This window comes from Streptomyces sp. NPDC052052 (assembly GCF_040680455.1).
GTDB lineage: Bacteria > Actinomycetota > Actinomycetes > Streptomycetales > Streptomycetaceae > Streptomyces.
Map to the genome: position 1 here is coordinate 91,710 of NZ_JBFAWU010000006.1, position 14,132 is coordinate 105,841.

Genomic DNA, 14,132 nt, shown 5'->3' on the forward strand with positions numbered 1-14,132 from the left:
CTTGCCCCGCGCCAGAAACGAGTGATCACCCATGTCCCGTCGCCGCGCCCATGTCGCGATGGTCGGCGTCCCCATCGTCAGCCATGTCCTGCCCAGCCTCGCGCTCATCCGTGAGCTGGTGGCCCGCGGGCACAGGGTCACCTGTGCCAACGACCCGTTCGTGGCCGACCTGATCGAGTCCGCCGGCGCGGAGCTGGTGGCCTGCACCTCCACGTTGCCCGTCGCGGACAACGACTGGCCTGCCGATCCCATCGCCGCGGCGAGCCTCTTCCTCGACGACGCCGTCCAGGCGCTCCCGCACCTGCGTGCCGCCTACGCCGACGATCCGGCCGACCTGTACCTCTACGACATCGGCGCCCATGCCGCGCGCGCCCTCGCCGAAGTGCAGGGCCGTCCCCTCGTGCAGCTGTCCCCGACGTTCGTCGGCTGGGAAGGCTATCAGGAGGACGTCGCGGCGCATCTGCGGAAGCTGCCGGGCGCCGACGCGTACCGGGACAGGTTCGGGCGGTGGCTCGCCGACTGCGGGGCGGCCACCACGGACGTGGACACGTTCTCCGGCCCGCCCGCCCGGGCCCTCGCCCTGATCCCGCGCGCGATGCAGCCGCACGCCGATCGAGTCGACACCGACACGGTGACCTTCGTCGGCCCCTGCTTCGACAGCCGAACGGACACGGACGGCTGGACCCGCCCGGCGGCCGCAGACCATGTGCTGCTGATCTCGCTCGGTTCGGCGTACACGCGCCGACCGGCGTTCTACCGCCAGTGCATCGCCGCCTTCGGCGACCTGCCCGGCTGGCACGTCGTACTCCAGATCGGCAAGTACACCGACCCCGAGGAGCTCGGCACCATCCCGCCCAACGTCGAGGTGCACGCCTGGGTCCCGCAGCGCGCGATCCTGGAAGAGGCCGACGCCTTCGTCACTCACGCAGGCATGGGCGGCTGCGGCGAAGGGCTCCTCGCCGGCGTTCCCATGATCGCCGTGCCGCAGGGAGCCGAGCAGTTCATGAACGCGGACCGGCTCGTGGAACTCGGCGTCGCCCGGCGTGTGGACACCGCGGATGCCACCGCCGAGATCCTTCGGGCGGCGCTGAACGACCTGGTCACGGATCCGGAACGGATCGGCCGGTCCAAGCAGTTGCAGGCCGCCGGCCGGGCCGAGGGCGGCACCCCGCGCGCTGCTGACCTCATCGAGGACATCCTGGCCGCCGCCGAGAGCCCCGCGCTCTGAGCACTGCCGCTTCCCTTCCCCGGCCGGCGCCGTCCTCATCCGAGGACCTGTACCTGCAGAACAAGCGTGGGAAGACCGCCGTCAAGGGCGGGGGGATGGAGTGGATCCAGATGCGCCCGCCGGTCCGCGTCGGTAAGCGTGTCGGCCCATTTCGGGTCGGTACCCCGTGGTCATGGGATCCGCACCGGAGTGCGGCTCGGGAAGGTCTGCAACGCCCCTGCGTCAGCACCATTGCCGACGGTGGCGGACGTCGCTATGTTAATAGGAAATCACATCACTCAGCAGCGTGCGCAGCATGATGGTCGCCTAACTGCCTTGTGAAAAAAGATGCATAGCACCGTCTCGTCCTCAGGGAAGCGGGTAAGTCAATGCAGAATCTCAGCAGGCGAAGAGTACTGTCCCTCGGTGTCGCGCTCGGCCTGGTGGGCGTGACCGAAACCGGTCAGGCGTGGGCGGGGCCCTCGTTGGCCGGAACCGGCACCGGCACCGGGCCGGAGTACGTCTGGGACAGTGCGGCGGATCCCTTGATGGCTTCGATGGTCGACGCCGGCAAGGTTCCGTCGATCAACAGCGCGTGGGCGACGTGGGTGAACAACAACGACCCGCTGCCCAGTGGTCTGCCGACCGACTTCGCCGCATATCTGCAGCAGGTCAACCAGCTGCCCTCGTGGGCCGACATGACCAAGCTGCGCCGCGCCGCCGACTTCAACCGGCGCAGGGACCTCTATCTGTTCATGCTGTACGGCCTCGGCAGCGGCATCATGAGCACCGTGATCCCGCGCGAGGCCAGAAGCGTCTACTGGTCCGCGGGTGGCGCCAACATGAAGGACCGCGCGGCCAAGACGTTCACGTTCGGCTACGACCTGTCCCAGCTGGACGCCTACGAGCCGACGGGGCAGTTCGTCGTCACCGCCAACAAGACCCGAGTGGTGCACGCCGCGGTCCGTCATCTGCTGCCGCAGTCACCGCAGTGGGCGGCGGTCACCGACGAGTCCATCCCGATCAGCGCCGCCGACATCCTGGTCACCTTCCACAGCCTCGGAACCTACGTCCGCAGGAAGCTGCTCGACTGGAAGGTCCCGTTCCCGGCCGCGGACCAGGAAGCCTTCCTGCACTCGTGGCAGGTCGCCCTCTACCTGCTGGGTGTGCCGGTCGAGCACATTCCGCAGACCTGGGCGGCTGCGGAAGCGCAGTCCGCGCAGGTGCTCACCCCGATCCTCACCCCGACGACCGAGGGCATCGCACTGGCCGAGGATCTGCTCGGCCTGACCGCGGAGATCGACCTCGGTGTCACGCGCGGGTTCCTGAACGAGTTCGTGCGCTATGTCCTCAGCAACGAGGTCGGCGACTGGCTGGGACTGGAACGGGACTACGTGTCAGCGGCCCTGATCAAGACCGCGTGGCCGGCCTACATCCTCTTCCACGAGGGGCTGTCGCCCATCATGCCCGGCACCTTCTACATGGTCGACCAGTTCGTGCGGGCCCTGGCCATGCTGTTCCTCAACAAGGGCACCTCCCCGACCACGACCGGCATCACGATCCCCACCGGGAACAGGGCGGCCGGCTGAGCCGGCGATCCGGTCCACAGATGCCCGCCCCGCGGCAAGCGCGCCGAGGGGCGGGCGCCTTGGTGGTTTCCGTGCGAGGCGCTTCACGGCGCCGCGCCCCCTCACGTGCTCGGTCCTTGCGTCCGCTCAGAGACCCAGGGCGCCGACGACCAGAGCGGTCACGGCGTCACGGTGGCCGGGTGTGTCCTGCCACCGCAGTCTGCGTCCGGCCTCGACCGTCACGCCGAACGCCGCGTGCACCAGCACCCGCGCCCGGCGCGGGTCCAGCTCCGGCCGGGCCAGCCGCAGTTGTTGCTCCCAGACGGCGATGTGTTCACGCTGTGCGAGGACCAAGGGCCGCCGCAGGTCGGCCGGCAGGCCGGCGAGCTCGGCTTCGGCAACGCTGTTGAGCGCGGTGTGCTCGAAGCAGTACGCCACATACGTCGCCGCCAGCGCGACGACGGCCTCGTGCGGGCCGGACACCTCATGAATGCTCTGGTCCGCCGCCTGGGCCAGCAGTCCCGCCGCCTGAAGGCACGCCGCCGCCAGGATGTCGACCTTGTTGGGGTAGTGGCGGTAGAGCGCGGACGGCGCCAGTCCCACCGCCTCAGCGATCTGTCCGTTGGTGACGCTGGCGAACCCGTCCCGGGCGAACAGGGGGATGGCGGCCCCGAGGATCTCCGCGCGTCGCGTGGGCGGAACCGTCCGGACGGGCAGTTCGACGGGGCGTGCGCCCCTTCGGGACGCCGCCGGATCGGTCGCGGCCACCCGCAGCGCGCATTCCAACAGCAGCTCCTCGGCCCGACGTTGGGCAAAGGAGGTGTGATGCATCGCAATGGACCCGATCGCACCGAGGGCTGCCACGGCCCGCAGGCCCTCGTCGGGCAACGGGTACTCGCGCTGCACCGCCTCGTCGACCCGCACGACGAGGCGCCCGAACTTCGCCTTCAGATGCCGCCGGTCCACACGGTTGAGGTACCGGGCTTCCCACCGGTACAGGCCACCCGACGCGCGATGCGCGACGGTGACCCGCGTGACGGCGGTGAACACATCCGTCAGGGGCGCCCCGGGCGGCACCTCGTCGAGCGCGGCGACAAGCCCGTCGACCATGACGTCGGCGCACTCGGCGAACAGTGCGTACTTGTTCGGGAAGTGCCGGTACAGGGCCGCCGCGGTGATGCCCACGCCGGCGGCGATCTCCTCCATGGACGCCCGGTGGTAGCCGCGCTCGCTGAAGACCCGGCCGGCCGCCTCGACGATGAGCTGCTTGCGGTTGCGGGGCCGAGCGGCCGTGGTCGGATCGGCGGTCACGGCCGAACGGGCGAATACGGGGACAGGGCCATGCGGTCAGTCAATCACACGTTGCTCGAAGGCTTCGGGCCCTCCCGGCGCGGCCCGCACAGGACGCACATCCGGCACCACCTCCATGCGGATCGCCCGGGACGCACATCCGGCATCACGTCCAGGTGCGCCGGTGGCACCGACGAGGCAGGCCCGCACGGCGAGCGGCCATGGGACGGCGCACCTGACCGCGACGTCCGCCCAGGCGGGCCCGGTCAGGCGAACGTGAGGACCGGCTTGACCGCGCTGCCGTCGCGCATCGCGGCCACGGCGGCGTCGATGTCCTCGAAGGAGAACGTGGTGATCAGCCGGTCCACCGGGAAGAGCCCGCGCCGGTGCAGGCCGACGAGCTCGGGGATGAAGCGGGCGGGGTCGGAGTCCCCCTCGATCACTCCGTGGACCCGAACCCCCTTGGCGAGCAGGCTCATCACGTCGAACGTCACCTCACCGCCGAGGGCGAGGAGGGCGAGTTCGCCACGCGGGCGCAGTGCCCCGACGGCCTGGCGGAGCATCTCCGGGCGGCCCGTGGTGTCGACGACCTGGTGCGCCCCGCCATCGGTGAGGTCACGCAGATCCGCCACCAGCCCCTCGCCCGGGGCCAGGGCCGCCTTGGCGCCGAGTTCGAGGGCCAGGCCCCGCCGGGAGGCGACCGGGTCGACGGCCACCACCGGGTCGCAGCCCACGGCCACCGCGGCCATCAGCGCACTCAGCCCGACCCCGCCGGCCCCGAGGACCACGAGTGAGGTGCCCGGTTCGGGGCGCAGCCGGTTGAGCACGGTCCCCGCGCCCGTCTGCCCTCCGCAACCCAGCGGCGCGACGACCGCGGCCGGCAGGTCGGAGGGCACCTTGACCACTCCCCGTTCGTGGACGACGGCGTAGGTGGCGAAGCTGGACTGTCCGAAGAAGCCGCCGTGCAGAGGGGCGCCGTCGAGCAGGAGTGCGGTGGTGCCGTCGCCGCGTCCGCCGGAGAAGTTGAGGGACCGCGCGGCCCGGCAGTACCCCGGATGATCCGCCTCGCACTGCGGGCACGCGCCGCAACTGGCGAACGTCAGACAGACGTGGTCGCCCGGAACGACGCCGGTCACCTCCGTGCCCACCGCCTCGACCCGGCCGGCGCCCTCGTGGCCGAAGACCATGGGGGTGAGCTGCCGGGGCCAGGTGGCCTGCATCCCCAGGTCCGTGTGGCACACCCCGGCCGCGGTCATCCTGACCAGCACCTCGCGCGGCCGTGGGTCCTCGACCTCCACATCCAGGACGGTGAACGGTGCGCCCGGTGTCCGGGTGACCGCGGCACGGGCACGCCTCACGCAGTGTCCCCGGGCTCCGGCGTTCCGTCGGCGGTCTCGGGGGCGCGTTCGAGGAAGAAGTAGTAGAAGGGGCCTTCGGCGGGGACGTCCTTGCCGTTCATGATTCCCATGAGGGTGGTCTCGTCGACCCGCTTGAAGTGGTCGAGCACCGGCCGGCCGTCGTAGATCATCGTGGCCGTCGACTCGCCGCGGAACTCGACGGTCCACAGGCTGGCCTCACCCATGCCGAGTTCGACATTGGAGTACAGCTTGCCTGTCTCGTCCCGGCAGAGCAGCGGCTTCGCGTCGTGCAGGGTGTGGAACGTCTTTCCGTACCAACCCGCCTTCGGCAGCATGCCGTTGAGGGGATGTCCGGTGTCGAACTCGCCTCCCTTCCACGCGCCGAGGATCTCCTCGGGGCGGACCGTTTCCAACGCGGCCCAGATGTCGTCGAGTTCGGCGGACTCCACAGGGCCCTCCGCGGCGCAGAGCGACCGGAAGCGGGCGCGGGCTTCGAGCAGGTTCATGGGGTTTCCTTTCGTCGCTGGGAAGACCGCGGAGGTGGTTCGGGGCGCGGCAGAAGCACGGATGCCCGGCCCGCCCGTGTCACGGGGAGGTGTGAGGGGCCGAGCCGTGCGGGGTGGCGGGCCGCGCGGATGAGGGGCGCCGGAGGGGGGCCCGCCGCGAGGACGGGGGCATTGCATGGCCGGTGACCGCGCCGGGGTGCGCCACGGTGCCGAGACTCAGCAGGACATGGCGTTCGGCGACCTCCTCCGCGGTGAGCGGGCCGTCGGGGCGGAACCAGTTGGCCACCCCCTGGCACATGATGAGGACCGAGCGAACGGCGTCGGCCGGGATCGGCGTGGTGAACACACCGTCGGTGCGGCCCGCTTCGACCGTGTCCAGCAGCATGTGCTGGAGATAGTCGCGCAGGGCCACGTATCGGGCCCGGTTCTCTGGCTCCAGGCTGCGGATCTCGGTGTCCAGGAAGGCCAGGGACCGGCGGTGCGCCATGGAGAGCACGATCGACTCGACCATGCAGCAGAACCTCGCCAGCGGATCGGTCCCGGCCTCCGAGGCCGCCGCCCGGCAGCGGTCCAGGACGTCCTTGATGGACGTCTCCAGCAGGGTGGCGAGCAGGGCCTGCTTGTTCTCGAAGTGGTAGTACAGCGCGGGCACGGTGACGCCGACCCGGCCGGCGATGTCCCGGACCGAAGTGCCGTGGTAGCCGTGCTCGTTGAAGGCCTCCATGGCGTGCATCAGGATCGGGTGCAGGTCGAGCGGCCCGTAGGAGCGCCAGTGCTGCGCTGTGGCCGTGGTGTCCTGGCTGGGCTCGGTACTCAACGACTCTCCTCGGGACGTGCGTCGACGGGCGACATCGTAGGGCCGTGAGTCCGGATGCTCTCCGTCCAGGAGCTTAGCGGTCGATCAGGGAATCGTGGCGAATGGGGTCAGGCTTCGTCTCACTTCCCTGATGAGTATCGCCAAAAACTAATTGCAGCAAGAGCGTTGACCGATCGACTGCACGCTCGTACGTTCCTAGCGAACGCTCAGTACGGTCCCGGTCGAACCGCCCGTCGTCCCCGGCACCCACACAGCCGAGGTGGCCTCCGACTGGGACGTGCCCGAACTGCTGAAGGACCACGGCTGATGGAACTGTCCTCACCCCTGACGTACGCGGCCGACCCCCGCGCCACCGCGGACCGGGCCGCCGCCCTGGAGTCCGCGGGACTCGATGCCCTCTGGGTGGCCGAGGCCTACGGCTTCGACTCCCCGACGATCATGGGATATCTGGCCGCGAAGACCGAACGGATGCGGATCGGCTCGGCCATCCTGAACGTCTACTCGCGCACGCCCGCGCTGATCGCCCAGACCGCGGCCGGACTCGATGCCCTCACCGGCGGCCGCGCCCTCCTCGGGATCGGCGCCTCCGGACCGCAGGTCGTCGAGGGCTGGCACGGCCGCCGCTACGACCGCCCGCTGGGTCGCACCCGCGAGGTGATCGAGCTGTCGCGGCGCATCTGGCGGCGCGAGGTGATCGAGCACCACGGCATCACCGACCTGCCCCTGCCGCCCGAGAAGGGCGGCACCCGCGGCAAGCCGCTGAAACTGCTCAACCATCCGGTCCGCGACACCATCCCCGTGTACGTCGCCGCGCTCGGCCCGGCCAACGTCCGGATGACCGCCGAACTCGCCGACGGCTGGCTGCCGTTCCTCTACGCGCCGGAACACGCCGCCAAGGTGTGGGGCAGGTCCCTGGCCGAGGGCGCCGCCAAGCGCGACCCCGCGCTCGGACCGCTGTCGGTCGTGGCGGGCGGTCTGCTCGCCATCGGCGACGGCGCCGAGACGGCCCGCGAGCTGATGCGTCCCACCGTCGCCCTGTACGTCGGCGGCATGGGCGCATCGGGCCGCAACTTCTACCACGACCTGGTCTGTGCCTACGGCTACGAGGCCGCCGCGGCCACCATCCAGGAGCACTACCTGGCGGGGCGCAAGAAGGATGCGGAGGCCGCCGTGCCGGCCGAACTGCTGGAACAGCTCTGCCTGGCCGGCCCGGAGGGCTATGTCCGCGACCGCGTCGAGGTCTTCCGTGAGGCGGGCGTGACGATGCTCAACGTCACCCCGGTCGGATCCGATGCCGCCCGGCTGATCGAGCGCGTGAGGAACTGGCTCTGACAGGGAAACGGGACCCGGACGGTTCCGGCCACAGCAGGGACCGGTCACCGTGGGCCGTCGACTCCCCGGCCGGCCCCACGGCGGCCCGCCGCACTCCGACCGCGCTCCCCCCGGCACGCACACCGGGGCGCCCACCGCCCCGGACGTTCCCCTCCGACCCGTAAGGAGCCCCGATGACCTCAGCGCCCCGCACCACCGGCGAACTGCCGGACGCACCAGCCGACCGGACGCTGCCGCAGCTGCTGGCCCGCAACGCCCGCGCATACCCCGAACTCCCCGGCCTCTCCTGGCGTTCGGCGGACGACGAGGACGACTGGACGACCCTCACCTGGGCCGAGATCCACGAGCACACCGAGAGCCTGGCGGCCGGCTACGCGGCGCTCGGCGTCAGGTGCGGCGACCATGTCCTGCTGATGATGGCCAACCGGCCCGAACACTGGCTGTCCGACCTGGCGCTGGTCCGCCTCGGCGCCGTCCCGGTCAGCGTCTACGGCACCGCCGCCCCCGAGCAGATCACCCACATCGCCCGGAACTGCCGGGCCCGGGTCGCCGTGGTGGAAGGGACGGCGCAGGTCGAGGTGTGGGAGCCGCTGCTGGCCGACGCGGACACCCCGCTGGAGCGGCTGGTGGTGGCCGAGGCGGGTGCCGAGGGCAGCCACTTCCCGTACGCCGCGCTGTCCCTCGAACCGGTACCGGAACACTTCGCCAAGGAGCTGGACGCCGCGCGCCCGGAGGACCCGCTGACCGTCGTCTACACCTCCGGCACCACCGGGGAGCCGAAGGGTGTCGTCCTCACCCACCACCAGGTGATGGCCAACGCCCTTGCACTGGACGCCGTGGTGGAGCTGCCGCCGCACGTCGAGCACATCTGCTACCTGCCCTTCGCCCATATCGCCGAGCGGATGCTGGGCATCTACCTGCCCTGCCACCGGGCCTCGCACGTCTACCTCTGCGCCGACCCCGCGGGCGTGGGCCAGGTGGTGCGCAAGGTGCGCCCCGCACAGTTCTTCGGCGTGCCGCGGATCTGGGAGAAGCTCTGCGCCGCCGTGCGGGCCGTCCTCTCCCTGATGCCGCCCGAGCAGCGGGCGGTCATCGACGAGGCGTCAGAGGTGGCCCGCGAGCACGTCGGGTACCGCGAGCGGGGCGAGACACCGCCCGCCGAGCTCGAGGAGCGCTACGCCCGTGCCCGCAAGGAGGTGTTGCTGCCGCTGCTGGCACCGGCCGGACTGGACCGGGTGACCTGGGCGGCCAGCGCGTCGGCGCCCATGCCGGTCGACGTCGTGAGGTTCTGGGCCGGGTTCGGTGTCGTGATCATGGATGCCTGGGGGCTGACCGAGACCACCGGCGTGGCCACCACCAACAGCCCCCGGACCGGCTTCCGGATCGGTTCGGTGGGACGCCCCGTGGAGTCGGTGGAGGTCCGGCTCGCCGAGGACGGCGAGATCGAGGTGCGCGGGGCGTCCGTCTTCTCCGGCTACCTCCGGACGGACGGATCGGTGCGGTCCGCCCTGGACGCCGATGGCTGGCTGGCCACCGGCGACATCGGCCGCACGGACGAGGACGGCTATCTCTGGCTCGTCGACCGGAAGAAGGAGATGATCATCACCTCCACGGGCAAGAACGTCTCGCCGGCCCTGGTGGAGAACGCGCTCAAGGAGCACCCGCTGATCGGTCAGGCGCTGGTGCACGGCGACCTGCGCTCCTACCTCGTCGCCCTGCTGGTGCTGGACGCGGAGGCCGCCCCTGCCTGGGCCGCGGCCAACGGCGTCGAGGTGGACGGCGGCGTCGCCGGGCTGGTGCGGCACCCCGCCGTCCGGGCCGAGGTGGAACGCGCGGTGGCCGCCGCCAACTCCCGGCTCAACCGCACCGAGCAGATCAAGCGGTACGAACTGCTGGCCGAGGAGTGGGGTCCGGCGACCGGCGAGCTGACGCCCTCGCTGAAGATGCGGCGCCGGGTCATCCGTGACAAGTACGCCGACGCCCTGTCCAGGCTCTACCAGGACTGAGCCGGGCGCACTCCGGTGCGCTCCCCGCCGTACGCAAGGTCCTGGCGCTCCCCGCGTTCGCAACCTCCCGCGCTCCCCGCGCGGGGCAAGCGGCCGCCCGCCCGATCCGGGCGGGCGGCCGTCCCGCGTGCGCTGTGCGGAGCGGGGCGCGGGACGCCTCGCGGAGGACCGGGCCCGGGCCTTCGCGGCCCGGTGCCCGGCCCCCGCTGGACGCCCCGCCGGCCGGGTGGTTCAGCGTCGCCTGTGCAGCGCCCGGGCCAGCCGCACCGCCCGTTCCCGGGCGGCGGCGGGTACCTCGAAGGAGGTCAGTGCGATCGGCGGGGTGAACCGCTGCACCGTCGTCGACTGCACGGAGGTGAAGGCCCGCAGCCCCTCCTCACCGTGGATGCGCCCGAAGCCGGAGTCCTGCGAACCACCGAACGGCAGCGCCGGCACGGCCGCGAAGCCCAGCACCGAGTTCACCGACACCGCCCCGGCGCGCAGCCGTGCCGCGATCGCCGCTCCGGCGCGCCGGTTCCGGCAGAACACCGCAGCCCCCAGGGAGTACCGCGAGTCGTTGGCCCGGGACACCGCCTCGTCCACGTCGGCCACCGCATTGATCGCGACGACCGGTCCGAAGGTCTCCTCCGTCATCGCCGCCGCGTTCTCCGGCACGTCGCTCAGTACCACCGGCGTGACGTACGGAGCCTGGATGGACTCCGGTCCGCCCAGCAGGGCCCGTGCGCCCGACGACACCGCTCCCGTCACGTGCCGCTCGACGATCCCGATCTGACCCGGCAGGGTCATGGGCCCGTAGGCTGCGCCGCTTTCGGCGCCCGGGCGCAGCTTTCCGGCACGGGCCACCACCCGCTCGCACAGGGCCTCATGGATCTCGCGCACGGCATAGACGCGCTCCACGCCCGCACAGGTCTGTCCGGCGTTGCTCAGAGCGCCCCACACGATCGCGTCGGCGGCGGCGTCCAGGTCCGCGTCCGCGGTGACGATCACGGCGTCCTTCCCGCCGCACTCGGCGAGGAAGGGCGTCAGCGTCTCGGCGCACACCGCCATCACCTTGCGGGCCGTCCCGGGCGAGCCGGTGAAGGCCAACTTGTCGACCCCGGAGCGGGCCAGGGCCTCTCCGGTGGCCGCGGCGCCGGTCACGGTGGCGAGCAGCCCGGCGTGTGCGGGCACAGCCGCGTCGAACAGTTCGGCGAGCAGGACACCGGTGCCCGGGGTCAGCTCGGACGGCTTGAAGACCACGGCGTTCCCGGCTGCCAGGGCGTATCCGATGGAGCCCATCGGGGTGTAGCAGGGGTAGTTCCACGGCCCGATCACACCGACCACACCCAGCGGCCGGTGCACCAGTGAGGCCCGCTGGTGCACGGTGAACACCCCGGTGCCCACCCGCCGCCGGCGCAGCACGCGTTCGGCGTTGCGGGCGGCCCAGCCCAGGTGCTCCAGGGTGAGGACGACCTCCAGCGCGGCGTCACCGGGCGGCTTGCCGGTCTCCTCCGCGATGGTCCGGGCGACGGTGTCCAGGTCGGAGGCGAGGGCCCGCTTCCAGCGCAGCAGCTGGTCACGGCGCCGGGACGCGGGCAGTGCGGCCCAGTCCGCCTGGACCTTCCGCGCCTGGGCCACCGCATGGGCAATCCTCTGCGGACCGTCCACCGGATGCTCGGCGAGTGCTGTGCCGGTCGCGGGGGAGTGGGTGGTGAACGTCGCCGAGCGGGGTGGGGTGTCCGGGGTGGTGTCGGTCATCGGGGCTCCTGGTGAGGAACGTGCGGGGTGGCGGGCCGCTCCGGAACGGCGGTCCGTTTCATCGGTGTTGCGCAAGACGCCGTGGTCGCGCAGAAAGACGGTCGACGTCCCCTGCAGACAGTCGCGGAGGTGACGAACATGACGGCGCCGAGTTTCCAGGCCGCACGGCCCCCTGTTGACCGGGCCGTGGTGGGGCCGGCTGTTCGTGGTTCCATGCCGAGCGCCCTACGGGTCGCATGTACAGAAGCTATTTACTTGTTGAACGAGCGTCAATACCTCGGCCGCAACGGAGCGAAGAGGGTGTCCTGACCTGCTCCCTCGCACTCGTTCATGTGGTCAACTCGCATGTGAGACACCGGGGTTGGTCGCAAGTCCGGAGTTCGTGCGCCGCGGAGCGGGGAGGGTGTGACGTTCTGCACGCGAGAGAGGGGATGCTGCAGCCGGCGAGGTGCTCGGGGCGGGTGCTGGACGCGGATGCGTCGCTCGAAACCCGCTGAACGGCCTTCGCCGGGCAGTGCCGGGAGTCGCCGACCGATTCGACCCCGGCTGTGCGTCGAACCCGGTTCGGGTTGCCCGGCCGCTTCGCTCCTGAATGGGAGGAGCGCCCCTGGGATCCGTGCCATCCCGGCCCCGGTGTCGGTCTGCGTCCCTGACGTGCTCGGGGAAGCGGGAATCGGGAGTGGCCTCCGTTTGACAGGGCTCATGACTGCACGTAGTTACTTTAAGTGTTGCATTCATCACATTTTGTGATCGACGGTGATCGTGTCATCCCTCTACGAATCCGCCGCCGCCCTCCACCCCACGCGAGGAACCCCACCGTGACCACGACCCCCACCCGTCCCACCGCCGTCCCGTCCATCGAGCAGCTGCCCCAGCCGGAGCTGCGTGGGTCCACCGACATCCAGGGCAACATCCTTGCCGCGTTCAACAAGGACTTCATGGATTTCCGCTACCTGCACTTCCCGGACGCCGCCAAGGGGCGCGGCTGGCTCTCCGCGATCCTCAACACCGTCGCGACGACCAACGAGACGGAGGACTTCAACGAGCAGTTCTCGCTGGCCCGCCGGGCCTTCGGCCGCGACCCGTCGATCACCACCGTCCGATGCGGGGTCTCCCTCTCCTTCGAGGGCCTCTTGAAGATCGCCAACAAGCCCGATCAGATCAAGAAGGACCTCAGCACCTTCACATCGTTCTGTGCCGGCGCGGCCGCACGGGCCGAGGACCTCGGGGACACCGGCGAGAGCGACCCCAAGACCTGGCTGTTCGGGGCCGGAACCGGCAACAAGGTCGTGCACGCGGTCCTCATCGTCGCCGCGGACACCGAGGCGCTGCTGAAGGAGAAGCTGAAGAACCTCGACACGGTCGAGCAGACCCACCAGATCACGCGCGTCCACGTGGACGAGGGCCGCACCCTGAAGGGCGACCTGAAGGGTCACGAGCACTTCGGCTACAAGGACGGCATCTCCCAGCCAGGCGTCAAGGACTTCCACCGGGAGGACGCCGATCACAAGGGCTTCCGCGACAACCATGTCGGGGCCGAGCTGATCGAACCCGGCGAGTTCGTCTTCGGCTACAAGAGCGAACAGGGCGACCGGAAGGCGCCGGCCTGGATGAAGAACGGCTCCCTCCAGGTCGTGCGCCGCCTTCGCCAGGATGTCGCCGGCTGGAACAAGGCCGTGGCCGACGGCGTCAAGAACTTCACCGGGAACATGGACAGCAGCCGGCTCGGCGCCTGTCTGGTCGGCCGGGCCAAGGACGGCACACCGCTCGCCCCGCCGTGCAGCGCCGTGACCGGCCTCGGCTCGGACCGCAACGGCTTCGACTACGCGGACGACCCGATCGGCCGGCACACCCCCTGGGCCGCGCACATCCGCCGCACCCATCCGCGCGCCTTCGCCGGAATCGTCGACAAGAAGCCGAAGAGCCACCGCCTGATGCGCCGCGGCATTCCGTACGGTCCTGAGTTCCAAGGAAGCCGGGACGACGGCAAGGACCGCGGGCTGATGTTCGTCTGCTACGGCACCTCGCTGGAGGAGCAGTTCGAACTGGTCCAGCAGCACTGGTCCAACGACGACGCGTTCCCCCCCGGGGAGAGCCAGTCCGGCCAGGAGGCCCCCAACGGGTTCGACAAGGTCACCGGCCTCGCCGGCAAGGCCTCGATCGAGCTCGCGGACGGCACCCTCGGCACGGTCGACATGAAGCGCTTCGTCCACACCACGGGCGCGCTCTACGCCTTCACCCCCTCGATCAGCACGCTGCGGCTGCTCGCCGAGGGCCAGGACCTCCCCCACAAGTCAGCCGGCTCCTGAAC

General features: G+C 70.9%; 10 protein-coding genes. 5 read left to right on the forward strand and 5 right to left on the reverse strand.

What is annotated here, in order from left to right:
* Positions 1–31 precede the first annotated feature (31 nt).
* Together AB0L71_RS09215 and AB0L71_RS09220 are read left to right on the forward strand one after the other, a co-directional pair.
* A complete protein-coding gene (locus tag AB0L71_RS09215) occupies positions 32–1,228 on the forward strand; it encodes a macrolide family glycosyltransferase (RefSeq protein WP_365239989.1) in 1,197 nt (398 codons plus the stop codon).
* 368 nt (positions 1,229–1,596) lie between these two features.
* Positions 1,597–2,796, forward strand: coding sequence for an oxygenase MpaB family protein (locus tag AB0L71_RS09220; protein ID WP_365239991.1), 1,200 nt, complete (start codon positions 1,597–1,599; stop codon positions 2,794–2,796).
* A 126-nt stretch (positions 2,797–2,922) separates the two neighbouring features.
* Here AB0L71_RS09220 and AB0L71_RS09225 read toward each other — a convergent pair whose 3' ends face one another.
* The 4 genes from AB0L71_RS09225 to AB0L71_RS09240 form a co-directional block, all read right to left on the reverse strand.
* Complete coding sequence (locus AB0L71_RS09225) at positions 2,923–4,086, reverse strand: TetR/AcrR family transcriptional regulator (RefSeq protein ID WP_365239993.1); 1,164 nt, start codon at positions 4,084–4,086, stop codon at positions 2,923–2,925.
* A 245-nt stretch (positions 4,087–4,331) separates the two neighbouring features.
* On the reverse strand, positions 4,332–5,423 hold the full coding sequence (locus AB0L71_RS09230) for an NAD(P)-dependent alcohol dehydrogenase (RefSeq protein ID WP_365239995.1): 1,092 nt from the start codon (positions 5,421–5,423) through the stop codon (positions 4,332–4,334).
* Positions 5,420–5,929: a DUF4334 domain-containing protein gene (locus AB0L71_RS09235; RefSeq protein WP_365239997.1), complete on the reverse strand. Its 510-nt coding sequence runs from the start codon at positions 5,927–5,929 to the stop codon at positions 5,420–5,422. Before AB0L71_RS09235 ends, AB0L71_RS09230 begins: the two co-directional genes overlap by 4 nt.
* 79 nt (positions 5,930–6,008) lie before the next feature.
* Complete coding sequence (locus AB0L71_RS09240) at positions 6,009–6,746, reverse strand: TetR/AcrR family transcriptional regulator (RefSeq protein WP_365239999.1); 738 nt, start codon at positions 6,744–6,746, stop codon at positions 6,009–6,011.
* A gap of 306 nt (positions 6,747–7,052) precedes the next feature.
* Here AB0L71_RS09240 and AB0L71_RS09245 point away from each other — a divergent pair, with 306 nt between their 5' ends.
* Complete coding sequence (locus tag AB0L71_RS09245) at positions 7,053–8,078, forward strand: LLM class F420-dependent oxidoreductase (protein ID WP_365240001.1); 1,026 nt, start codon at positions 7,053–7,055, stop codon at positions 8,076–8,078.
* A 173-nt stretch (positions 8,079–8,251) separates the two neighbouring features.
* On the forward strand, positions 8,252–10,084 hold the full coding sequence (locus tag AB0L71_RS09250; RefSeq protein WP_365240003.1) for an AMP-dependent synthetase/ligase: 1,833 nt from the start codon (positions 8,252–8,254) through the stop codon (positions 10,082–10,084).
* A gap of 231 nt (positions 10,085–10,315) precedes the next feature.
* On the opposite strand, the gene AB0L71_RS09255 is transcribed toward AB0L71_RS09250, so the two are convergent.
* The gene (locus AB0L71_RS09255; RefSeq protein ID WP_365240005.1) at positions 10,316–11,821 is read right to left on the reverse strand and encodes an aldehyde dehydrogenase family protein; all 1,506 of its coding nucleotides are present in this window, start codon (positions 11,819–11,821) and stop codon (positions 10,316–10,318) included.
* A gap of 818 nt (positions 11,822–12,639) precedes the next feature.
* Between AB0L71_RS09255 and AB0L71_RS09260 the strand changes: the two genes are divergently transcribed.
* Entirely contained in the window at positions 12,640–14,130 is a 1,491-nt protein-coding gene (locus tag AB0L71_RS09260; RefSeq protein ID WP_365240007.1) for a Dyp-type peroxidase, read from the forward strand.
* The last annotated feature ends 2 nt before the right edge of the window (positions 14,131–14,132 follow it).